Below are 23,883 nucleotides of genomic sequence, written 5' to 3'. Positions count from 1 at the left end.
CCGCATGAAAGAATTTGTTTCGGAACATCCCCGCAACAAACACGAAAGAGTGGGGGCGGCCCACTCTTTCGAAGAGAGTTATCATGCAATTTCCATCTTTAAGGATACCATAATTAGGTCCTTTTTGCAAACAGCACATTAGAACAAGGACAGCTGGTTCTGGTCAGGCAATGCATCTAGGCAGCCCATCTTCTCCAAGTATTCCATAATCGTTTTTGATACTTTCCCTCTCTGCTGTAAATCTTCTTTCGATAAAAACTCGCTGTCCGCTCGGGCAGCAACGATATTTTTTGCTGCGTTCGTACCAAGACCCGGTATAGCGTTAAACGGTGGAATGAGTGAACCGCCATCAATGATGAATTCATCAGCACTCGAGCGGTATAAGTCTACCTTTTGAAAAGTAAAACCCCGTTCAACCATTTCAAGTGCTAGTTCAAGCACCGTCATTAAGTTCTTTTCTTTTGGCGACGCATCGAGTCCTTTTGAATTGATTTCCTGAAGCAATGCTTTAATCGCTGCCGACCCTCTCGACATGACGTCAATTTCAAAGTCTTCTGCACGAACCGTAAAGTACGCTGCGTAATACAAAAGAGGCAAATGAACTTTGAAGTACGCAATCCGTACCGCCATTAACACATAAGCGGCCGCATGGGCTTTCGGGAACATATATTTAATCTTTTTACATGAATCAATATACCATTCAGGTACTTCATTTTTACGCATTTCTTCTTCCATTTCATCCGATAAGCCCTTCCCTTTACGGACAGACTCCATAATTTTAAAGGCGAAAGCGGGATCGAGTCCTTGATAAATTAAATACACCATAATATCATCCCGACAGCCGATCACATCTGACAGTTCGCAAACACCTTTTTGAATCAGTTCCTGTGCGTTCCCTAGCCATACGTCCGTTCCATGAGACAGTCCGGAAATTTGAACAAGTTCTGAAAACGTTGTCGGCTTCGTTTCTTCAAGCATTTGCCGGACGAATCGCGTACCAAATTCCGGAATACCGAGCGTTCCTGTTTTACACATAATTTGCTCTTCTGTCACACCGAGCGATTCGGTACCGCTGAAAATTTTCATCACTTCCGGATCATCCGTCGGGATTGTTTTCGGATCAATACCAGACAAATCTTGCAGCATCCGGATGACTGTTGGATCATCATGTCCAAGAATATCTAGTTTCAGCAAGTTATCATGAATAGAATGGAAGTCAAAGTGGGTCGTTTTCCATTCCGATTTATCAGAATCAGCTGGATATTGAATCGGTGAAAAATCATAAATATCCATGTAGTCTGGTACAACGATAATTCCACCCGGGTGCTGACCAGTTGTCCGCTTCACACCCGTGCATCCTGACACGAGACGATCTACTTCAGCACTACGGTATTGTTTCGTATACTCTTCCGCATACTTTTTCACGTAACCATAAGCGGTTTTTTCCGCCACCGTTCCGATCGTTCCTGCTCTAAACACATACTCTTCACCGAATAGCTCTTTCGTATAGTTATGAGCGCGCGGCTGGTATTCACCGGAAAAATTCAAATCAATATCCGGTACTTTGTCTCCTTTAAAACCAAGGAACGTTTCAAATGGGATGTCATGTCCGTCTTTTTTATAAGGAATGTAACAATCTGGACAATCTTTATCTTTCAAGTCAAAACCCGAACCGACAGAACCGTCATCGAAAAACTCGGATTTTTTACATTGCGGACAAACGTAATGCGGCGGCAGCGGATTGACTTCAGTAATTTCTGTCATCGTGGCAACAAATGATGAGCCAACAGAACCACGGGAGCCAACGAGATAGCCATCATCAAGTGATTTTTTTACAAGTTTATGTGAAATAAGATAAATAACAGCGAACCCGTGTCCAATAATACTTTTCAATTCTTTTTCAAGACGTGCTTCCACAATTTCAGGCAGATCATCGCCGTAAATGCTTCTTGCCATCCCGTAACTCATTTCACGCATTTCTTCGTCTGCGCCTTCAATTTTTGGTGTAAACAAATCATCTTTAATCGGCTTGACATCTTCAATTAAATCGGCAATTTTATTCGTATTATCGACGACAATTTCATGTGCTTTATCCGCCCCGAGAAACGAGAATGCCTCTAACATCTCATCTGTCGTACGAAAATGAACGTCCGGCAATGTTTGACGGTTCAGTGGATTCGCACCGCCCATCGATGAAATTAAAATATGCCGGTACACTTTGTCTTCTTCATTTAAGTAATGCACATTTCCTGTTGCAACAACTAATTTCTTCTGTTCATCTCCGAGCTGAATCATATTCCCGATAATATCTTCAAGTCCTGCTTCGTTTTTTACAAGCTCCATTTCCACAAGTGGTGCATAAACAGCTTTTGGCTGCACCTCGAGGTAATCGTAAAATTCAGCTGCCTGACGCGCTGTGTCCATCCCTTTTTGCATCATCGCTTCAAACACTTCACCCTTATTACAGCCTGAACCGATTAATAAACCATTCCGATGTTTTTGTAATACAGAACGCGGGATGCGCGGTACACGATAAAAATAGTCAATGTGCGACTTGGAAACAAGCTTAAATAAATTTTTCAATCCGTCCGCATTTTGTACTAAAATTGTACAGTGGTAAGGGCGTGCCCGTTTATACGCGCCGCCTTCCCCCATATAATTATTAAATTCATTGTGTCGTTTTATGCCTTTTGCATCCGCGTCTTTCAATAGCTTAAGTAAAATATAGCCCGTCGCTTCTGCATCATATATCGCTCGGTGATGCTGTGTTAATTCAACATCGAATTTTTTCGCCAATGTATTGAGCCGGTGATTTTTCATATCAGGATAAATGAGACGGGCTAGTTCGAGCGTATCAATGACCGGATTTCCTATTCGGCCAATGCCGTATTTTTCATAGCCTGTTTGAATAAAACCCATGTCAAATGAAGCGTTATGGGCGACTAATATCGAGTCGCCGCACCATTCTTTAAAATCACCCAATGCTTCATCGACATCCGGTGCATCTCTCACCATTTCATCTGTAATGCCTGTTAACTCAATCGTCGTCGCAGAAAGCGGATGATGTGGATTCGCGAACCGTTCAAACCGATCGATAATGTCACCGTCTTTTATTTTAACAGCGGCCAATTCAATGATCGTATCGTATACAGCTGACAATCCAGTTGTTTCAACGTCAAAAACAACGAATGTATCGGTGGCAAGTTCTCTGTCTGCATCTTCATACGCAATGGGTACGCCATCATCAACAACATTCGCTTCCATGCCATATAAAATTTTCACGCCATTCTTTTTTCCGGCGCTATACGCTTCTGGAAACGACTGAACAACGGCATGATCCGTAATCGCAATCGCTGAATGTCCCCATTTTTTCGCTTGACCGACAAGCGCACTGACCGATGTAACAGCGTCCATCTGGCTCATGGGCGAATGAAGATGAAGTTCTACCCGCTTCTTTTCTACGGTATCTTCACGTGACGGCGAACGAATTTCATTAATATCATTAGCAATCATGACTAGGTCGCGAACAAACGTATCATTTTGAACCGATCCTCTGACACGCACCCACATTCCTTTTTTGACACGATTAAATATTGCTGCATCTTCTTTATCACGGGAAAACATTTTGATCATTAATGAATCTGTGTAATCCGTAATTTTAAATGTAAGCAGCGTACGGCCGCTGCGCAGTTCTTTCGTTTCCGCATCAAAAATATACCCTTCCGTTGCAATACGGCGTTCTTCATCGATAATTTCTTCAAGCCGTTTAAATTCACTGTCCGGCTTAATCGTATACCCAATCGTAACAGGACCCGAATCTTCTGTAGCACCGGAGTCCTGCTCTTTCGCACGATTTTGCATCTCCACAACCGCTTGTCTTGCTCGTTCTGCATCTTCTTTTCGCTTTTCTTCAAGAAACTTCTCATACTCTTCATTTTGCGTATTCTCTGTTATTTGCACGTCAAATGTAAGCGGCGGAAAGCCAAGACTTTCATATATATCACAAAGGCGGCGTCCATATTTATTTTTCAGTGCCATGCCTTCCATTTCATTTTGCGTACGAATGATTAATTTCGTTCCAGATACACCTGGCTGCTGCTCGTTTAACGCAGCAAGAATCGGTGGTGCAATGCCGTCTAACTGGCGAACACAATAGGACCAGTAGTCTAAAATATGCTCCGGCGTACAAGATCGGTTATTGACTTCAATGGCAAACGTAATCGAAGCAATAGACGAAAATGTACTTGAAAGTGCATCAGCAAAACGTATGAGAACACTGCATGGAATAAGTGCCGGTGCCGAAAAAACGAAATGCCATTTTTTATCTTGTTTATGGACAGTCAACTTTTTAATTTCAGTGTCATCAAAATGACGTACAACTGCGTCTTCCGTTAAGCGGAGTTGTTCAAGCAAAATTAAAAAGCGGCTCCGACCGTCGGATGATGATCCATTCATGTTCATTCCCCCTTACGTATAAGAGGATGAACGGCAAATGCCGGTCATCCTCTTTTTTAAATCGTTCCTTGCAAGTCACGAATGACGTTGATAACATTTTCAACAGATGATTCAATGACGTCACCTGTTTTACGTACTTTGATTTCCACTATGCCTTCTGCCGCTTTTTTACCGACCGTGACACGTACTGGCAAGCCAATTAAGTCGCTGTCTGTAAATTTAACGCCTGCGCGCTCAGCACGATCATCCATTAATACACTGAAGCCTGACTGTCGAAGCGTGTCATAAAGTACGTTCGCTGCATTCACCTGAGCTTCATCTTTCACGTTAACCGGAATTAAATGCACATCAAATGGGGTAAGAGTAGCCGGCCAGACAAAGCCCTTCTCATCGTTGAACTGCTCGGCAATCGCCGCCACAATACGAGAGACACCAATACCGTAACAGCCCATAATCATCGGCTGTGTACGGCCATTTTCATCCAAGTATACAGCATTCATCGCTTCACTGTAACGTGTACCTAATTTGAATATATGGCCGACTTCAATGCCTTTCGCAAATTGAATGGTGCCTTTTCCATCCGGTGATGGGTCGCCTTCTAAAATGAATCGAAGATCCACAAATTCAGATATATTAAAATCACGTGCAATATTTGCATTCACGTAATGCCAGCCGTCTTCATTTGCACCGCAGACAATGTTCGTCAGCGACTGAACAGCCTGATCAGCAATGATTTTCACATCTGCCGGCACACCTACTGGACCGAGTGAACCGAACGTTGCGCCAAAAATTCGAGCCGCTTCCTGTTCCGTTGCCATTTCGACCGTTCCCGCATCTAGGTAGTTTTTCAATTTAATATCATTAATTTCATGATCGCCACGTGCAAGCACGATGACCAGTTCTTCATCTACTTTAAAGACGAGCGTTTTCACGCACTGTTCAGCTGGTACGTTCAAAAAGGCTGCTACAGATTCAATCGTTTTAGAATCCGGTGTTTCCACTTTTTCAAGCGGTTTTGGTTCGTCATTGCTTTTCTCGTAAACCGTCACAACCGGTGCCATTTCAATATTTGCTGCATAGCTCGATGTATCTGAATACGCAATCGTGTCTTCACCGATCTCAGACAACACCATAAATTCATGGGTATCTTTCCCGCCCATAGCTCCTGAATCCGCAATAACAGCACGGAAATTCAACCCGCAGCGCTGGAAAATATTCGAATACGCTTCAAATAAACGATCATATACCTCATCCAGACTTTCCTGAGAAGAATGAAATGAATAGGCATCTTTCATAATGAATTCACGGCCGCGGAGCAAGCCAAAACGCGGCCGTTTTTCATCGCGAAACTTCGTTTGAATTTGATAAAGCGTAAGCGGCAGGCGTTTATATGATTTCACTTCATCACGAACGAGAGCCGTAATGACTTCTTCATGTGTGGCGCCGAGTGCGAATTCACGTGAATGACGGTCTTTCAAACGCATCAATTCCGGACCGTACGTTTGCCAGCGTCCTGATTCCTGCCATAACTCTGCCTGCTGCAAGGCCGGCATTAATAATTCTACTGCTCCTGCGTCGTCCATTTCTTCGCGGACGATGTCTTCTACTTTACGAAGCATTTTTTTACCGAGTGGCAAGTAGGTGTACACACCACTCGCATTTTGCCGGATAAAGCCGGCCCGGAGAAGGAGTTGATGACTTTTTACATCCGCATCAGCCGGCACTTCTCTCATTGTTGGAATTAACGTTTTACTTTGCTTCATTCAATCGCACCTCGACTAGAAAATTATTGGTTCTATTTATTATAAAAAGAATCGCTGTATGTCGTTCCATGTGACAACAATCATTAATAGCATTAAAAGCGCGAAACCGACAAAGTGGATCTTTCCCTCCATTTGACGGTCAACCGGCTTACCGCGTACTGCTTCATAAAAGAAAAACAACAGTCTGCCCCCATCAAGAGCAGGCAACGGAAGCAAATTCATAATGCCTAGGTTAATGCTTAAAACACCCGCCCATTTTGCGAGATTCAGAATACCTGATTCGGCAACGGTATCCGTAGACACGTATATGCCAACCGGTCCGGATAACATGTCAATCGAAAATTGTCCTGTTACGATTGTACCTAGCAATTGAATAATCTGGATTGTCCATGCATAAACATCTTTGGCTCCATAAACAAATGCTCCGAAAAACGACTTCTCAAACGGGGTATATACACCAATCATCCCATATGTTTCACCTTCTGCTTTTTCAGCTGACGGTGTAACCGGAAGCGTCAGTTGCTCCCCGCCGCGCTCAATATTAAATGCGAGCTCTTCCCCCGGACTTTTTTGGATGACAGTGACGATATCTTCCCATGACGACATCGTTTCACCGTCAATCGATATAATACGGTCACCTTCTTGCAATCCTGCTTCGACTGCCGCCCCACCCTCAATGACTTCTCCAAGCTGTGGCTCATTTGTTGGGATCCCTTGAATCATCGCCAGAACGACAAAAACGATAAATGCAAGGATAAAGTTAAACAACGGCCCTGCAAAAATGGCCATTGCACGCTTAGGCAATGTTTTTGAATTAAACTGACGGTCATACGGCGCAATTTGTGTGCTTAAATGATCTTCTGTCATTAACGCTTCACGGTGAACGCGAAATGTTTTTAATTCATCCTCGCCCTCTTCATACCCGGTGATGAGCAACTCATGTTCAAGGTCCGCTTTTTCAATTTCGATCACACGGGCCTCTTTAAAACGATCACGGCCATTGACAATTAAATTAATCACTTCGTCTTGTTCATTAAATATAACGCCAATACGCTGCCCAGCTTTTAGTTCGGTCATTTCCGGATCTTCGCCGGCCATTCGGACATATCCACCGAGCGGCAGCAGCCGGATCGTATAAACTGTTTCTCCTTTTTTATGAGCAAAAATTTTCGGTCCAAATCCAATCGCAAACTCACGGCATAATATACCTGCTCGTTTAGCAAAAATAAAATGGCCAAGCTCATGGAAGAAAACAAGTGATCCAAAGATAACGATAAACGCGATTACGGTATTCAAACGGTTCTAACCACCTTTTTATGATAAGAATGAGCGTACAAACGCTCTCCCTTCTGCATCGGTTTCGATAATCGCACCTAGCTCCAGTGACTCAACCGGGTTGTGTTGTTCCATTGCCCGCTCTACTACTTCTTCAATCTGCAAAAATGTAAGTTTGCTATCAAGAAAGGCCGCTACTGCTTCTTCATTAGCCGCGTTCATGATTGCTGGCATCGTGCCTCCTATTTTTCCTGCTTCGTACGCGAGATGAAGCATCCGGTACCGATTAAAATCTGCTTTTTCAAAATGAAGCTTGCCAATGGAAGCAAGATCAAGCGGTGCTGTATCCGGCATCGGAAAGCGATCTGGCCACGTCAATGCGTATTGAATCGGTACACGCATATCGGGTGAACCGAGCTGCGCCATAACAGAACGGTCGTGAAACTCGACCATCGAATGAATGATGCTTTCTCGATGTAAAATAACATCTATTTGATCATATGGCAAGTTAAAAAGCCAGTGCGCTTCAATCACTTCAAGTCCTTTGTTCATCATCGTCGCAGAATCAACGGTAATTTTAGCACCCATTGACCAGTTTGGATGATTCAATGTTTCTTCAACTGTCACGTTTGCAAGTTCTTCCCGGTTTTTATTTCGAAAGCTTCCGCCTGATGCTGTTAAGAGGAGACGGCTTACGTTTTTTTCATGTTCTCCCTGCATACATTGAAAAATCGCGGAATGTTCGCTATCGACCGGCAGTAGCTTAACACCTGCTTTTTTCGCAGCTTCTGTCACAATATGCCCTGCTGTGACAAGCGTTTCTTTATTCGCAATCGCGATTGTTTTCCCTGCCTCAATCGCCTTTAATGTCGGCTGCAGACCCACACTGCCGAGAACAGCATTGACAAGCGTATCTGCTTTTTCATCAACCGCCGCCGCTTCAAGCCCCTCTGCTCCATGCAAAATACGGATATGAGGATACTCTATCTTCAGCCGATTTGCTTCATCTTTCTCAAGAACAGATACGAGATCAGGTTTAAACTCATTGATAATCTGCCGGGCTACATCTATGTTTTTCCCAGCGGAAAAAGAAGATAACCTAAATATTTCTGGTTTTTTTCTAATAATATCGAGCGTTTGTAAGCCTATCGAGCCTGTAGCCCCTAGCAGACTTATCGTTTTCAAAAAATCATCTCCCTTACAGCAATTGAAGTATATGTAAAAGCGGAAATACGAACAGCCAGCTGTCTGTTCGATCTAATATTCCTCCGTGGCCCGGTAGTAATGTACCTGAATCTTTCACATCATAATGACGTTTCATGGCGGATTCAGCAAGGTCACCAATTTGTCCTGCAACCGATAATAAAGCCGTTGCCGTCAGTACCCAAAATGGATTAGCATCAAAGTCGACAATAGATAAAAAGATAACTGCCACTAAAACAGCGGAGCCAATCCCGCCATAAAAACCAGCTACTGTTTTATTCGGGCTAATCTCGGGCCATAACTTCCGTTTGCCGATCGAACGACCAACAAAATAAGCACCTGAATCTGTTGCCCATGTAATGAGCAAAGCGAAAAAGACGAATAGAACACCTGCTTCTCTCGTTTCAATCACATATGAAAATCCGAAGCCTATATAAAGCGGGGTCAGGATGCAAAAGGCCGCTTCATCAAATGTAAATCGATTTTTCGTTACGACTGTATACACTAAGAAAAGGAGCACAAAAACAAGCAATAATTCCAGCTTCCCGTATCCCGCATCCTGCCATTTCCCCGCAACAGCCTCTGGCATGAGTAACATGAATGAAAGCAGGACAGATAATAGCGCGGGCAGCGAAACAGCCGGAACGCCTTTCATTCTTAACGCTTCGAGTACCGCAGTGGCACTCATAATATAAACGAGTATGATAAACGGCCACCCGCCATACGTAACAATTGGTAAAAACAGAGCCGCTGCAATGACGCCCGTTACAATTCGTTGTTTCATAATTCTTTATCCCCCAGCTTTTTCTTCACGACAACCCTCCGAAGCGCCGTGACCTTTTTTGAAATACAGCCACCGCTTCAAGAAGATCCTCTTCTGAAAAATCAGGCCACAATACATCTGTAAAGAAAAATTCAGTGTAAGCAAGCTGCCAGAGCATAAAATTGCTCAGACGATGTTCGCCGCTTGTACGAATGAGTAAGTCAGGCTCCGGTAAATGACTAGTCATTAAGTAATGAGAAATCGTTTCATCTGTCACGTCACGTTTCTCCAGCACACCCGATTGTATATCATTCATTATCGCCTGAACGGCATTGACGATTTCTGAACGGCTGCCATAATTTAAAGCAAAATTTAAAATAAGTCCATCATTGCCAGCCGTTCTGTCTATCGCATTTTGAACAGCCCGTTTCGTATGAACAGGCAGCTTCTCTATATCGCCGATCATTTCAACACGTACATTTTCTTCTATTAACTCCGGCAAAAAAGTAGAAAGAAATTCTTCCGGCAATTTCATTAAGAAATCAACTTCCACTTTGGGACGCTTCCAATTCTCTGTTGAAAATGCATAGAGCGTTAACACTTTTACCCCGATCCGATTGGCACTGCGGGTAATTTTCCGTACGGTTTTCATGCCTTCATTATGTCCGGCAATACGCGGCAAAGCCCTTTTTTTTGCCCACCGGCCATTTCCATCCATAATGATGGCAATATGTTCAGGCACATTCTCTTCTGAAAAGGCTATTTCACCTGTTTGTTTTAATTGCCAGAACCACGGTTTATGTCCCATACAAGATCCTCCACATCGCTTCTTTCCTATACATTTTACCATATAAGACGATTTCATGGTAAATACAGCGATAAAATCAAAAAAAGAACCCTCTTGCATAAGAAGAGGGTTTGCTAATTAGCGTATTACACTTCCATAATCTCTTGTTCTTTATCTTTAGCAATTTCATCCACTTTGCGAATATAATCGTCCGTCTGTTTTTGAACGTCTTCTGTATAGCCACGAAGATCGTCTTCTGTTATATCACCGGTTTTTTCACTTTTCTTCAAGTCATCGTTTGCATCACGGCGTATATTGCGTATCCCCACTTTCGCCTCTTCTGCTTCTTTCTTTACCAGTTTCGCCAGTTCTTTCCGACGCTCTTCTGTCAAAGCCGGGAAGTTTAAGCGGATGACCGCTCCATCATTTGACGGATTTAAGCCAAGATCAGATTTCAAAAGTGCCTTTTCAATATCACCTAATGATGTTTTATCATACGGTTGAATCACTAAAAGACGCGCTTCCGGAATGTTAATAGAAGCGAGCTGATTAATCAGTGTCGGTGCTCCATAGTAATCAATTGTAATGCGGTCTAACACATTCGCACTCGCACGTCCTGCACGGATTGATGCAAGTTCACGTGTAAATGCTTGAATCGCTTTATCCATTCTCTCTTTTGTCTGGTTAATAATTTGTTGTACCAAGATTATTTCCCCCTTACGATTGTTCCGATATTTTCACCCATAACAACGCGTTTAATATTCCCTTTTTCTGTGACAGAGAAAACAATAAGTGGAATATCATTATCCATGCATAACGAAGAAGCTGTCGAATCCATGACTGCTAGTCCTTCTTTAATAACATCAAGATAGGACAATTCCACATACTTCACTGCATCTTTGTCCAATTTTGGATCTGCACTATATACTCCGTCTACATTATTTTTTGCCATTAAAATAACTTCTGCTTCAATTTCAGCAGCGCGTAACGCAGCTGTTGTATCTGTTGAAAAGTATGGATTTCCTGTGCCCGCAGCAAAAATAACGACACGTCCTTTTTCGAGGTGGCGAATCGCCCGTCTACGAATATATGGCTCTGCTATTTGACGCATTTCGATGGATGTTTGCACGCGCGTTTCAATGCCTTGCTGTTCAAGACTATCTTGTAACGCCATCGAGTTCATGACTGTTGCCAGCATCCCCATGTAATCGGCTGTGGCACGATCCATGCCCATTTCACTACCGATTTTCCCTCTCCAAATGTTACCGCCTCCAACGACGACTGCCACTTCTACGTCCAGTTCACTTACTTCCTTTACTTGTTCAGCAACTGATTGAATGACGGCAGGGTTAATACCGAAACCTGCTTCTCCTGCTAATGCTTCACCACTTAATTTTAATACAACGCGTTTATATTTAGGCTGGCTCATGTAGACCTCCATCTGTAATGTACATGAAATCCCTCACCAGATCGGCAAGGGATTTCACTTATTCCATTCCGTCCGACGGAAAAAGAATCATTATTTTTTCACTTGGTTCATAACTTCTTCAGCAAAATTTTCTTGACGTTTTTCAAGACCTTCACCAACTTCATAGCGAGTGAATTCTGTTAATGTTGCGCCTTTAGATTCAAGGAATTGACGTACTTTTTGATCTGGATCTTTAACAAATCCTTGGTCCAAGATGCACACTTCTTCAAAGAATTTTCCAAGACGGCCTTCCACCATTTTTGCAACGATATTTTCAGGTTTTCCTTCGTTAAGCGCCTGTTCCGTCAATACTTTACGCTCACGTGCTACCTCATCTTCAGACACTTGATCGCGTGAAACATATTTCGGGTTCAATGCTGCTGCATGCATCGCAACGTCTTTCGCTGCTGCTGCGTCAGTTGTACCTTCAAGGACAGCAAGAACACCAATACGTCCGCCCATATGCAAGTATTCACCGAATGCTGCATTCTCGCCTTTTGTGCGGATTTCAAAACGACGAAGGGATAGTCTTTCACCGATTTTAGAAATGGCCTCGTTAATATACACATCAACCGTTTTGCCGTTTTGCATTGTTTGCGCAAGCGCTTCTTCAACAGTAGCTGGCTTGTTGGCAAGAAGATGTTCTGCGATTTCTTTCACAAGAACTTGGAAGTTTTCGTTTTTCGCAACGAAATCTGTTTCAGCGTTCACTTCAAGAATAACCGCTGTGTCGCCTTCACTTATAATATAAGTTGTTCCTTCAGCAGCGATTCGATCTGATTTCTTCGCCGCTTTTGCGATACCTTTTTCACGAAGGAAGTCAATTGCTTGATCCATGTTACCGTCTGTTTCAACCAATGCTTTTTTGCAGTCCATCATACCTGCGCCTGTTTTTTCACGAAGCTCTTTTACCATTTGTGCAGTAATAGCCATTATAGTTCCTCCTTCAATATGTAGAGTGTGACCCGCATGATGCGAGTCATGAAAGCGTTGCGGCAGGACACCGCACTTTTAGCTTTCGAATGAATCTTGTTTCTTTATTGTCTAGCTTCAAAAAAAGATGATAAGGGTATCCCTCTTATCACCTTTTTGTTCATTACTCAGCTGCAGCTTCTGCTGTTTCAGCTTGTTGCGCTTCTTCCACAGCAACAGCTTCAACGATTTCTTCGCCTTGCTTCGCTTCAAGAACAGCGTCAGCCATTTTACCAGTCAAAAGTTTTACAGCGCGGATTGCGTCATCGTTTGCAGGGATGACATAATCGATTTCATCCGGATCGCAGTTTGTATCAACAATACCAACGATTGGAATGTGCAATTTGCGTGCTTCTGCAACCGCAATACGCTCTTTACGCGGGTCGATGATGAAAAGGGCATCTGGAAGACCTTTCATATCGCGAATACCGCCAAGGAATTTTTGTAGGCGTTCATGTTCTTTTTTAAGTTTAACAACTTCTTTTTTCGGAAGCACATCAAATGTACCATCTTCTTGCATTTTTTCAATGTTTTTCAAACGTTGAACACGCTTTTGGATTGTAGAGAAGTTTGTAAGTGTACCACCCAACCAGCGTTGGTTTACATAGTACATACCTGAACGTTCTGCTTCTTCTTTCACAGAATCTTGTGCTTGTTTTTTCGTTCCAACAAACAATACTTTACCACCGTCATCGGCAACTTCTCTTACAAATTTATACGCTTCTTCCACTTTGCGAACGGTTTTTTGAAGATCAATGATGTAGATCCCGTTACGTTCCTGGAAGATGTATTTTTTCATTTTTGGGTTCCAGCGGCGAGTTTGATGGCCAAAGTGAACACCAGCTTCAAGCAATTGTTTCATAGAGATTACTGACATGTTTGTTTCCTCCTGTTTGGTTAGATTTCCTCCGCCTTTATCCTATTCAGACAAATTCCGTCACGGACGGCACCGTCTGCCTGAATCAAAAGACGTGTGTATTAACACCGTTAGTTACTATACCATAACGCTTCGTGCCCCGCAACCATTTTATTGTAGCCGATAAAATTTTAAGCCGAGCTGAACTTCTGTAACACCTATTTTTAATTCGCGTGCAATCTCTTTTTCAGAGAATCCTTGTTTTTTCAATTCCATCATCCGTTCTGATGCAGACCGTTCTTTTACCGGCTGTTTCGGCTCTTTTTTCACACTTGCATATGCTTTAGCCACTGCTGCCCGCGGGACAATCGGTGGGAGCACAACCGTATCATCCTGTGGCGCTTCATTCGGTATAGGCGCCGGCTCTTTTCGCTTCGGTTCTTTTTTCGACAACTGTTTGATCAACTGCTCGTTTTCTTCTTTTAATTCCATTAAAAAAACTGACATCATCTCTTCTGTTTCCGCAGCCGTTTGCCGCATTTTCTTTTCTGTCTGCTTCATATTATTTTGCCGTTGAAATAATAAGATAAGTGCAAACAAACTGACCGCATGTATTAAAAAGGAAGTCGTGATTAAAAATGTTATCATACGTGCTCCTTATCCAATTTCACCCATAATGAATGATTACTTTTTCTTCACAAGCTGCTGTTTTAATTTAAACAATGCTTTTGAATGAATTTGTGAAATGCGAGACGTCGACAATCCGAGAATCTCGCCAATTTCCGTCAGTGTTAACTCTTCTTTATAAAAAAGGTCAATGACGAGTTGCTCTTTTTCTGTCAGCTTTTCAATTTGAATAGCCAACTCATTCATTTGTTCCTGCTTTACAAGCTCTTCCTCCGGTGAGATTTTCCCGTCGTCTTTCAATACAAACCCCGGTCCATCCGGCTGACCCAGTTCATTCACTTGCTCGTCTATCGATAAAATGTGTGAAAAAAAGTGTTCAGCGATCGTATCGTGTACTTCATCCGTCGTTATACCGAGTTCTTCTGCTACTTCTTCTGCTGTCACTGCCCGCAAATAGCGTTGTTCAAGCATGGATATGGCTACTTCAATTTTTTTCGATTTTTCCCGGGCAGACCTCGGAAGCCAGTCCGCTTTCCGCAAGCCATCTAAAATCGCGCCACGTATTCGAAATGAAGCGTACGTATCAAACTTCAAATCGCGTGAGGGCTCAAATTTTAAAAGCGCATCATATAAGCCTGATAAACCAAAACTTGTCACTTCTTCTCTGCTCACTGCTTTTGGAAGTGTTGAAACAATTCGCCTGCTATGAAATGTCACAAGAGGCAAATAACGGGCCACGAGCGCATCTCCATCATCCGGATGTTTATCTCTTTTCCATCTTTTCCACAAATCATGCTCTTCGTACGGCGTTAATTTCGTCATTTCATCCCCCCCTCAACTGACATCACCTGGTACGAATTATTTCTGTCTTTAATAATAGTTTAAAGAAAAGTCAGGTATTTGCCAACGTTATGTACAAAAAAGCAGCGGTTTTATATCCGCTGCTTTGCCTACAACCGCTGTTCGCCTTTACTGACCGACCGAATATGCAGAATAGATGTTAATGGATCAAATTCAATCGTTCGTCCGCTGTTTCCACCAACATCCTCGGCAAGAATCGGAATACGAGCTATTTTCAGCTGTTGTTTGACCGCCTCTACATTCCGTGGGCCAATCTTCATCAAATCAGAACCGGACTTATACTGAAACATTTGCGCACCGCCTGCGATCTTTGCTTTTAAGCGAAATGGACGTGCACCGCTTTGTGTTAACTCTTTTATGAGCGCAGGCACGCCCGTATCCGCAAACTTCGCTTCGTTTTTCGCACCTGATTTCGCAAGGCTTGAGTCCGGCAGCATGATATGAACCATTCCCGCAATTCGAGCTGTTTCATCATATATAACGACTCCGACACAGGAACCGAGCCCTGACGTACGTATCGTCCCTGGCGGTCTAACGACATTTATATCAGCAATTCCTACTTTGACAACATCATGTACATTATTCACTGTATCCGGCTCCGAGTGCCTCGAATATAACCGGGAATGAGTCCGGAGACAACAGTAAAAAGAAATGTCCTTTCACAGTTTCTACATTGTCATCTTCAAGCTCAGTTAATACCGTGTCGATCACAATGGCATAGTCGCTGTACTGTGAAATTTCAAGCAGACCGTAACTAATAATCGCACCGAACATATCGATAGCAAGCTCTGGTACAGACGGCTGCAATTTTAAGTGCGTAAAATCGCTCAGCGCAGATAGATAAGAACCGGATAATATATTCCCCATTTCCTGCATGGCTGAAAAACCAATATGCTGTGCTTCACGATTGTGAAATGTAAATAAATCATCTGACATTAACTTACGAATAAAGCGGTCTGCTTCTGCTACTGTGAGTATAAAAAACATGTTTCCACCTGCTTCTCCTTCAATTCGAAGGCTGACACTGACCACTTCTTGTTCAGATCCGCCAGTTAATTCCATCATCTCTGAAAATGGTACAATGCTTACACTCGGTACTTTCATATCAATTCTTCTATTTAAAAGAATAGACAGCGACGTTGCTGCGTGGCCTGCCCCTATGTTGCCAACTTCCTTTAAAATATCGAGATGAATCGGTTGAATATTATCAATGTAGTTCATCATGAACCGCCTTTATTTAAAGATCTTTTCAAGACTAAGCATAATGAGCAGTCTTTTTTCCAATTTTGCAACTCCCGTAATATATTCATCGCCCATGGACCCTACAACTTCAGGCTGTGGCTCAATCGCATCAAGAGGGATGTCAAGTACGTCATTTGCTCCATCCACAATAAGACCGACTTCCATATCATCGAGCGCCGCAATAATAATGCGAGTTGTGTCATCGTATTTTTCGTCTACCAAGCCGAATCGACTACGTAAATCAATAATTGGTGTCACAACGCCACGCAAATTGATTACACCTTTTACAAATGGCACGGTGCCGGGTACACGCGTAATGTGCATTAATTTTTCGATGGAGTAGACTTGATGAACAGGCAAAGCATACTCTTTATCTACTAATTGAAAAGCAATGACTTTCACAGCGCTTGGAGCACTTGTCTCACTCATAGCCGTACCTCCTTCTTATTTAATGAGCGCATTGCAGTCTACAATAAGCGCCACTTGTCCGTCACCTAAAATCGTTGCTCCCGAAATAGCAAATACATTCGTTAAGTAGTTACCGAGTGATTTCAAGACGACTTCTTTCTGACCGATAAAGGAATCAACGACGAGACCGGCCATTTTTTCACCCTTTCTAACAATAACGATCGAATAGAAGCGGTCCTCATCATCTTGATGTGGGACAGAGAAAATATTTTCAAGGAAAAGAAGCGGAACGACTTTGCCACGGAAATCAATGACTTGCTGGTTGTGGGCGTTCAACACCTCGTCCTTCTTGACAATCGCCGTTTCAATAATAGAGGAAAGCGGGATCGCATATTTTTCTTTCTCCACTTCTACAAGCATGACGGAAATAATCGATAGTGTTAATGGTAGTTGAATTGAGAAAATCGATCCTGATCCTTCAACAGAATCAATTGTAATCGAACCACCTAGTGATTCAATCGTCGTTTTGACAACATCAAGTCCGACACCACGCCCCGATAAATCAGAGACAACATCTGCTGTTGAAAAGCCCGATGCCAGTATAAGTTCATAAATTTGGCGGTCACTCAGTGTAAGCGCCTGTTCTTCTGTGACAATTCCTTTATCCAATGCTTTTCTCAACACTTTATCTTTGTGAATACCTGCTCCATCATCTTCAATTTCAATGAAAACATGATTGCCGCTATGGTATGCTTTTAATTTCACTGTACCTTCAGCTGGTTTTCCTTTTGCAACACGGTCTGCTGGCATTTCAATACCATGATCCATCGCATTGCGGATTAAATGAATGAGTGGATCACCGATTTCGTCAATTACCGTCCGATCGAGCTCGGTTTCTGCACCGATAATTTCGAGGTTCACTTGCTTGTTTAAATCCCTCGTCAACTGTCGAACCATTTTCGGGAAACGGTTAAAGACTGTTTCGACTGGTACCATGCGCATGTTCAAAATAATCGTTTGCAAATCACCTGAAATGCGTGACATATGCTCAACCGTTTCATTTAATTCAGAATGGTTCAGTTCGCTGGAGATCGACTCAAGACGGCCGCGATCGATGACGAGCTCTTCAAATAAATTCATTAAAATGTCAAGTCGCTCAATGTTGACGCGGATTGTCTTATTCGTTACAGCATGCTTTGACTCTTTTACGTCGTCCCTTTTCTTTACCGCTGGCTTTATTTCTTTTTTCACGTCTATTTGTTTCGGTTCTTGCGCAGGAGCAGTTTTTTCCTGATGAGACCCATTCATACTCAAATTCGTAACTTCCATGACGGTCACTTGATCAACTTCTGATACTTTTTTTACTTTTTCTTCAATATCTTCTGCTGGTTCTTTCGTAATAAGTGTAACGGTGAAGTATTCATCAAATTTTTCTTCTTCCAATTTTTCTGTAGGCGGAACTGATTTAATCACCTCACCACATTTTTCAAGCACTTCAAATACCATGAACACGCGAGCTGCTTTTAACACACAGTCAGCACGCAAAAAGACTGCAACTTCATAACATGTAAAGCCCTGTTCTTTAGACTGTTCGATGACAGTACGCTCGAATTCATCGTACTGAAAGTCTGATTTTAGTGATAAAGGGGACTCTTCTCCTTTTACTTCTGGTGACAAAACCGTTTCACCCTGTTCAATTTCCAACAGTTTCGTAACGATTTCGGTTACATCCCGCTTCCCATCACCGCCGGAAGAAATATCATTTACCATCGCTTCAAGGTCATCAACAGAAGAAAAGACAACATCCATAATTTCTAATGTAACGGCAATTTTATGATTGCGAATCGCATCAAGCACATTTTCCATTTTGTGTGTCAAGTCAGCAAGATCTTCATATCCCATTGTGGCAGACATCCCTTTTAACGTATGGGCAGATCGAAAGACTTCATTGACAATTGCAATATTCACAGGATCTTTTTCCAGTTCTAGTAAATGCTCATTCATTGCTTGTAAATGTTCTTTACTTTCATCAATAAAAATTTCCAAATACTGATTCGTATCCATCCGTCTTCACCTCTTATCATTTACGTATTTAACAATCGTTACGGCAATTTCATCGACCGGCACTATTTCGTCAACAAGATGTGTCGCGACCGCTGCTTTTGGCATGCCATACACGACGCACGTTTCTTTCGATTCTGCAATGGCTTTGACTACGCCTGTTTCTTTCAACTTGATCAAACCGTCTGCACCGTCTGTACCCATACCCGTCATGATCACTGTGACTTTTTCAACACCCTGGATTGCTGATGCAGAGCGGAACGTCACATTAGCAGCTGGACGATGTCCACCTTCTGGATCCGTTTGATCAAGTGTTACAACAATAGAAGAACCGACTTTCCTAAGCTTTAAGTGATAGCCTCCTGGTGCGATATAAGCCGTCCCTTTTTGTAAAATTTCTCCGTCTTCCGCTTCTTTTACTCGCATGTCCGACAACGAATCAAGCCGATCAGCGAGCGACTTCGTAAAACTTGCCGGCATGTGCTGTACAATCACAACGGGGGCCAAAAGCGCAGCGGGCAGTTTCGTTATAACATGCTGCAGTGCACGCGGGCCGCCTGTTGATGTAGCGATGAGCACGATTTTATCCATTTTTTTATATCGAGAAGGAAGTGTCATACGATCTCTCTGACCCGGATTGGTCTGAACAAACGATTCGATAACTGTCGGTTTTGCTGCTAATACAGGCTTCATGCTAATATTTGCTTTTGCTGCAGCAAGCACTTTTTCAATTAATATATCCTTAATTTCGTGAAGGTCCAGCGAGATCGCCCTGGATGGTTTAGCAATAAAATCGACAGCGCCCATTTCCATTGCTTTTAATGTCGTGTCCGTTCCTTCTTTCGTTATACTCGACAGCATGACTACTGGACATGGCTGCTTGTCCATAATCAATTTCAAAGCTTCCAGCCCGTTCATTTCCGGCATCTCAATATCGAGCGTAATGACATCCGGTTTTAACTCTATTGCTTTTTTAACGGCATCATGTCCGTTTCGTGCAGACGCAATCACTTCGAGGTCCGGGTGCTCGGATAAAAATTCAGAAATCAGCTTTCTCATAAATGCAGAGTCGTCCACAACAAGAATTTTTTTGGATTTCATCGGCTGTCCCTTCTTTCTGTAAAAAAACGCCGCAATTTATCGATGAAACCTGTTGGTTGATTTTCTTCATTCGCAGGCAAACCAGCATACTTCTTTACAATGTTATCAAGCGCTGTTGAAATACGCGCTTCCGGATACAAAATCATAAACGGCTGTCCGGCTGTGACTGATTTCCGAACAACGCTGTCTTCTGGAAGTGAACCAAGAATAGTCGGGCTGACATGCAAAAATGTCTCCATCGTCTGCTTAAGACGACCCGCTGTTTTCCGTCCTTCTTCTGCAGATTCAACCCGATTGCATATTAAATAAAAAATTTTTTCCTGATCACGTAAATAAATATATTTCATCATAGAATAAGCATCCGTTATCGCTGTTGGTTCTGGTATCGTGACCGTTAACACTTCTTCTGCGGCATGCAAAATATTTAAACTTTCTTTTGATGCACCCGCTCCCATATCAAACAATAAGTAATCGTAGTCATCGATAAGTTCTTCGAGAGCCTGAATCCATTTTTCCATATAAGAGTCATCCCACTCAAATAGTTGAATGGCTGCTGAACCGCCATGAATGAAAAAAACCCCTTCAGGTCCAGACTTGATCAAGCTCGCAAGCGGTTCCCCCTTTATGAAGAAATCAGCAATAGAATGTCCAGGATCTTGGCCTATTAAGTGATATATATTACCCATACCGATGTCCATATCAAACAACAAAACTTTTTTTCCCAATTTGGCGAGTCCTATAGCAAGGTTCACTGAAATATTTGTTTTCCCAACACCGCCTTTTCCACTGACAATGGCTACTGTTTTTGCACAGTTTTTTTTCATCCTATTGATTTCAGCCGCTTTTTGCCTGATTTTTTTTCTGAGTGTTTCCGCTTGATCATTCATCACATGTACCCTCGAACAATGATTGAATAATAGATATAGTCGTTGTTTTTTGAAGATCATCTGGTACATTTTGACCATTCGTAATGAATGTTGTACCTACTTTGTAATTATACATTAAATTCAAAATTGTGCCTTTAGTTTTTGTTTCATCTACTTTTGTAAAAATAAAACCATCCACTTGAACCGTTGTGAAATTATGAATGACTTCTTCTAAATCTTCCTGTTTTGATGCTGCACTTAAAACAAGATAGGTAAGAGATTCTCCTTTTTTCTTCGACATCAAGTTCTGTAAATCGTCTACATATTTTTTCTCTCGGTAATTGCGGCCGGCTGTATCAATAAATATGACATCATATTTTGTGAGAGAATGAAACGCTTCTTCCATATCACTTCTTGAATAAGCTACTTTAAATGGGACATTTAGAAGACTTGCATATGTTTTCAGCTGCTCAATAGCTGCAATCCTGTATGTATCCGTTGTAACGAATGCCACCTTTTTTTCTTCATCAAGCACTTTTTGCGATGCAAGTTTTGCAATTGTCGTCGTTTTGCCGACACCAGTCGGGCCAAGTAAATATATGTATTTTGCCGTTTCTTCGTTTACTGTACGGCAAGGTGACAAACACTCCGTAAGAAATTCTATCGTCCACTTGCGTACTTTCACACTCGTTGTCTCACTTCGTTCTTCTTGCCACTTTGTCAAAAGATATTCCGCTGCCATTTGGCGCAGCTCATCAGATAACCCTTGCCTTTTTAATTGTTCAAGTACTGGCTGCAATACATCCGGATATAAAAAATCAGCCTGCTTTGATTCTTTTAACTGTCGGATCATTTGCTTCATTTCCAGCATTTCTTTTTTAAAATCTGCAGGCAGCGGTGGCGGCTGTTGAATGGATGCTGGAGCAGACTTTACATCTGGTGTTTTTTCTACTGCTTCTATATATGGGTCTATTGCTGCGACCACTTCAATATTTTTCTTTTTAAACAGCCCAAAAACGCCACCTGTGTACACTGTTTTTGATTGTAAAATAACCGCCTGTGGGCCAAGTTCAGCTCGCACTTTTTTCATGACTTCTGGCATAGATGACGCCATATATTTTTTCATTTTCATTCAATTGTCACCACCCCTGTACTCTGGACTTCTACACTTGGTTCAAGTTCATTGTAAGACAAAACAGGTATCTGTGGAAAATATCGCTCAAGCAGCTGCTGCACATACATGCGGACTGCCGGTGAACAAAGAATAACCGGTGACTGCTGCATAAATGATGCTTGCTCTACTTGCTGGGCTGTCGCTTCTAAAATGCGCTGTGAGTCATTCGGATCGATTGACAAATAATTCCCATGTTCTGTCTGCTGTACACCATCTGCAATTAATTTTTCAATTCGACCTGATAATGTAATCACATTTAGCGAGCCACTATCATCCGCAAATTGCACCGTAATTTGACGAGCAAGAGCCTGGCGTACATATTCGGTTAATAAATCCATGTCTGATGTCATTTTGCCAAAGTCAGCGAGGGTTTCAAAAATAATCGGCAAATTGCGGATTGATAAATTTTCTTTCAATAATTTTGCCAGCACTTTTTGTACTTCACCGACGGATAGTGGATTCGGTGTAACTTCATCGACTAAAATGGGATACGATTCTTTCAAATGATCGATTAGTTGCTGCGTTTCCTGTCGACCAAGCAATTCGTGCGCGTGTTTTTTTATGATTTCTGTTAAATGAGTTGACACAACGCTTGGTGGGTCCACAACGGTATAACCGAAAATTTCCGCCTGTTCTTTTGCATCTTCTGTAATCCATTTTGCTGGAAGACCAAAGGATGGTTCAATCGTATCAATTCCTTCAACCATATCGTCTTCTTCACCAGGGCTCATCGCTAAATAATGGTCGAGGAGCAATTCGCCGCCCGCTACTTCACTTCCCTTTATTTTCATCCGATATTCATTCGGCTGCAACTGAATGTTATCGCGAATGCGGACGATCGGAATGACGAGACCGAGTTCAAGTGCTAGCTGCCTTCGAATCATGACGATACGATCAAGAAGATCGCCGCCTTGGTTCGTATCTGCGAGTGGAATAAGTCCGTAACCGAATTCAAATTCAATTGGATCGACTGTCAATAAATTCACGACTGACTCTGGACTTTTCAACTCATCTGTTTCGATTTCTTCTTCTGAAGGCGCCGGATCATCCAACTCTTTATTTGGTAAACGGGAATTCATATAGCCGATTAGCGCAAGTCCTATCGCTATCGGAATCGTTAAAATATCGTTAATCGGTGTTGCAATCCCTAGTAAAAAGATCGTGCCCGCCGCAATATAGAGCATTGATGGGTAACGAAGAAGCTGGATGTTTATATCTCCGCTAAGGTTGCCCGTCGATGCGGCACGTGTCACAACAATCGCAGTTGCTGTTGAAATGAGAAGCGCTGGAATTTGTGAAACAAGACCGTCGCCGACTGTTAAAAGAGAATAGCGTGCAGCGGATTCTCCGAAAGACAAATCTTGCTGCATGACGCCGATCACCATCCCGACAATCAAGTTAATAATAACCATAATAATCCCGGCAATCGCGTCCCCTTTAACGAATTTCGTCGCACCGTCCATGGCCCCGTAAAAATCAGCTTCACCGCTCACTTTTTCACGCCGTTCACGCGCCTGAACTTCTGAGATCATACCGGCATTTAAATCAGCATCAATACTCATCTGCTTACCAGGCATCGCATCGAGGGTAAACCGGGCTGCCACTTCTGATACACGTTCAGCACCCTTAGTAATAACAAGAAATTGAATAATAACGAGAATGAGAAAGACAACCATCCCGACCACAATATTTCCTCCGACTACGAATGTGCCGAATGTCTCGACAACGCCCCCTGCTTCCCCGTGACTTAAAATGGAACGCGTTGTCGACACATTCAGACCAAGCCGGAATAATGTCAACAGCAAAAGCAGCGAAGGAAACACAGAAAATTCAAGCGCTTCTTTCATATTCATCGAGATAAGCAAAACGAGCAGCGCAAGAGACATATTTATGATGATAAGTATACTTAATAGCCACGTAGGAAGCGGCACGACAAGCATGGCAACGATTAAAATGACTCCGAATAAAACAGAGAGGTCTCTCGCTTTCATTTTTTTCTCT

Annotated in this window: 20 protein-coding genes; all 20 read right to left on the bottom strand. The window is 42.6% G+C overall.

The window, feature by feature from the left end:
- Positions 1 to 138: 138 nt before the first annotated feature.
- The 20 genes from A3M5_RS0103550 to flhA all read right to left on the bottom strand — a co-directional run bounded on the left by A3M5_RS0103550 (position 139) and on the right by flhA (position 23,873).
- Positions 139 to 4,455 (bottom strand): PolC-type DNA polymerase III, encoded by a 4,317-nt coding sequence (locus A3M5_RS0103550; RefSeq protein WP_018392384.1) that lies wholly within the window; start codon positions 4,453 to 4,455, stop codon positions 139 to 141.
- Between the two features lie 56 nt (positions 4,456 to 4,511).
- A complete protein-coding gene (locus tag A3M5_RS0103545) occupies positions 4,512 to 6,218 on the bottom strand; it encodes a proline--tRNA ligase (RefSeq protein WP_018392383.1) in 1,707 nt (568 codons plus the stop codon).
- A gap of 39 nt (positions 6,219 to 6,257) precedes the next feature.
- Positions 6,258 to 7,514 carry an RIP metalloprotease RseP gene (rseP, locus tag A3M5_RS0103540; RefSeq protein ID WP_018392382.1) on the bottom strand — a complete coding sequence of 419 codons (1,257 nt, stop codon included), beginning with the start codon at positions 7,512 to 7,514 and terminating at the stop codon, positions 6,258 to 6,260.
- Between the two features lie 18 nt (positions 7,515 to 7,532).
- Positions 7,533 to 8,678, bottom strand: coding sequence for a 1-deoxy-D-xylulose-5-phosphate reductoisomerase (gene dxr, locus A3M5_RS0103535; protein WP_018392381.1), 1,146 nt, complete (start codon positions 8,676 to 8,678; stop codon positions 7,533 to 7,535).
- A 13-nt stretch (positions 8,679 to 8,691) separates the two neighbouring features.
- Complete coding sequence (locus tag A3M5_RS0103530; RefSeq protein WP_018392380.1) at positions 8,692 to 9,480, bottom strand: phosphatidate cytidylyltransferase; 789 nt, start codon at positions 9,478 to 9,480, stop codon at positions 8,692 to 8,694.
- Between the two features lie 25 nt (positions 9,481 to 9,505).
- Positions 9,506 to 10,267 carry an undecaprenyl pyrophosphate synthase gene (gene uppS, locus A3M5_RS0103525; RefSeq protein WP_018392379.1) on the bottom strand — a complete coding sequence of 254 codons (762 nt, stop codon included), beginning with the start codon at positions 10,265 to 10,267 and terminating at the stop codon, positions 9,506 to 9,508.
- Between the two features lie 125 nt (positions 10,268 to 10,392).
- Positions 10,393 to 10,914: a ribosome recycling factor gene (frr, locus tag A3M5_RS0103520; RefSeq protein ID WP_415874128.1), complete on the bottom strand. Its 522-nt coding sequence runs from the start codon at positions 10,912 to 10,914 to the stop codon at positions 10,393 to 10,395.
- Positions 10,915 to 10,952: 38 nt separating this feature from the next.
- Positions 10,953 to 11,675 carry a UMP kinase gene (gene pyrH, locus A3M5_RS0103515; RefSeq protein ID WP_018392377.1) on the bottom strand — a complete coding sequence of 241 codons (723 nt, stop codon included), beginning with the start codon at positions 11,673 to 11,675 and terminating at the stop codon, positions 10,953 to 10,955.
- A gap of 90 nt (positions 11,676 to 11,765) precedes the next feature.
- Positions 11,766 to 12,647 carry a translation elongation factor Ts gene (tsf, locus tag A3M5_RS0103510; RefSeq protein WP_018392376.1) on the bottom strand — a complete coding sequence of 294 codons (882 nt, stop codon included), beginning with the start codon at positions 12,645 to 12,647 and terminating at the stop codon, positions 11,766 to 11,768.
- 163 nt (positions 12,648 to 12,810) lie between these two features.
- Positions 12,811 to 13,563 (bottom strand): 30S ribosomal protein S2, encoded by a 753-nt coding sequence (rpsB, locus tag A3M5_RS0103505; protein ID WP_018392375.1) that lies wholly within the window; start codon positions 13,561 to 13,563, stop codon positions 12,811 to 12,813.
- Positions 13,564 to 13,713: 150 nt separating this feature from the next.
- Complete coding sequence (locus A3M5_RS0103500) at positions 13,714 to 14,190, bottom strand: DUF6115 domain-containing protein (RefSeq protein ID WP_018392374.1); 477 nt, start codon at positions 14,188 to 14,190, stop codon at positions 13,714 to 13,716.
- A gap of 36 nt (positions 14,191 to 14,226) precedes the next feature.
- Entirely contained in the window at positions 14,227 to 14,991 is a 765-nt protein-coding gene (locus A3M5_RS0103495) for a FliA/WhiG family RNA polymerase sigma factor (RefSeq protein ID WP_018392373.1), read from the bottom strand.
- A gap of 128 nt (positions 14,992 to 15,119) precedes the next feature.
- Positions 15,120 to 15,617 (bottom strand): chemotaxis protein CheD, encoded by a 498-nt coding sequence (locus tag A3M5_RS0103490; RefSeq protein WP_018392372.1) that lies wholly within the window; start codon positions 15,615 to 15,617, stop codon positions 15,120 to 15,122.
- Positions 15,610 to 16,251, bottom strand: coding sequence for a chemotaxis protein CheC (locus tag A3M5_RS0103485; protein WP_018392371.1), 642 nt, complete (start codon positions 16,249 to 16,251; stop codon positions 15,610 to 15,612). Before A3M5_RS0103485 ends, A3M5_RS0103490 begins: the two co-directional genes overlap by 8 nt.
- Before the next feature lie 12 nt (positions 16,252 to 16,263).
- Positions 16,264 to 16,701 carry a chemotaxis protein CheW gene (locus tag A3M5_RS0103480; RefSeq protein ID WP_018392370.1) on the bottom strand — a complete coding sequence of 146 codons (438 nt, stop codon included), beginning with the start codon at positions 16,699 to 16,701 and terminating at the stop codon, positions 16,264 to 16,266.
- 15 nt (positions 16,702 to 16,716) lie between these two features.
- On the bottom strand, positions 16,717 to 18,744 hold the full coding sequence (locus tag A3M5_RS0103475; protein ID WP_018392369.1) for a chemotaxis protein CheA: 2,028 nt from the start codon (positions 18,742 to 18,744) through the stop codon (positions 16,717 to 16,719).
- 6 nt (positions 18,745 to 18,750) lie between these two features.
- On the bottom strand, positions 18,751 to 19,842 hold the full coding sequence (locus A3M5_RS0103470) for a protein-glutamate methylesterase/protein-glutamine glutaminase (protein WP_018392368.1): 1,092 nt from the start codon (positions 19,840 to 19,842) through the stop codon (positions 18,751 to 18,753).
- Positions 19,839 to 20,729: a MinD/ParA family protein gene (locus A3M5_RS0103465; protein ID WP_018392367.1), complete on the bottom strand. Its 891-nt coding sequence runs from the start codon at positions 20,727 to 20,729 to the stop codon at positions 19,839 to 19,841. The genes A3M5_RS0103470 and A3M5_RS0103465 overlap by 4 nt, the downstream gene beginning before the upstream one ends.
- On the bottom strand, positions 20,722 to 21,840 hold the full coding sequence (gene flhF, locus A3M5_RS0103460; RefSeq protein ID WP_018392366.1) for a flagellar biosynthesis GTPase FlhF: 1,119 nt from the start codon (positions 21,838 to 21,840) through the stop codon (positions 20,722 to 20,724). Before flhF ends, A3M5_RS0103465 begins: the two co-directional genes overlap by 8 nt.
- Entirely contained in the window at positions 21,837 to 23,873 is a 2,037-nt protein-coding gene (flhA, locus tag A3M5_RS0103455) for a flagellar biosynthesis protein FlhA (protein WP_018392365.1), read from the bottom strand. Before flhA ends, flhF begins: the two co-directional genes overlap by 4 nt.
- Between the last annotated feature and the right edge of the window lie 10 nt (positions 23,874 to 23,883).

Source organism: Bacillus sp. 37MA (assembly GCF_000372765.1).
In the GTDB taxonomy this organism is placed as follows: domain Bacteria; phylum Bacillota; class Bacilli; order Bacillales; family Domibacillaceae; genus Domibacillus; species Domibacillus aminovorans.
The sequence above is the reverse complement of the archived record's forward strand: the minus strand, read 5'-3'. Positions and strand labels throughout refer to the sequence as shown.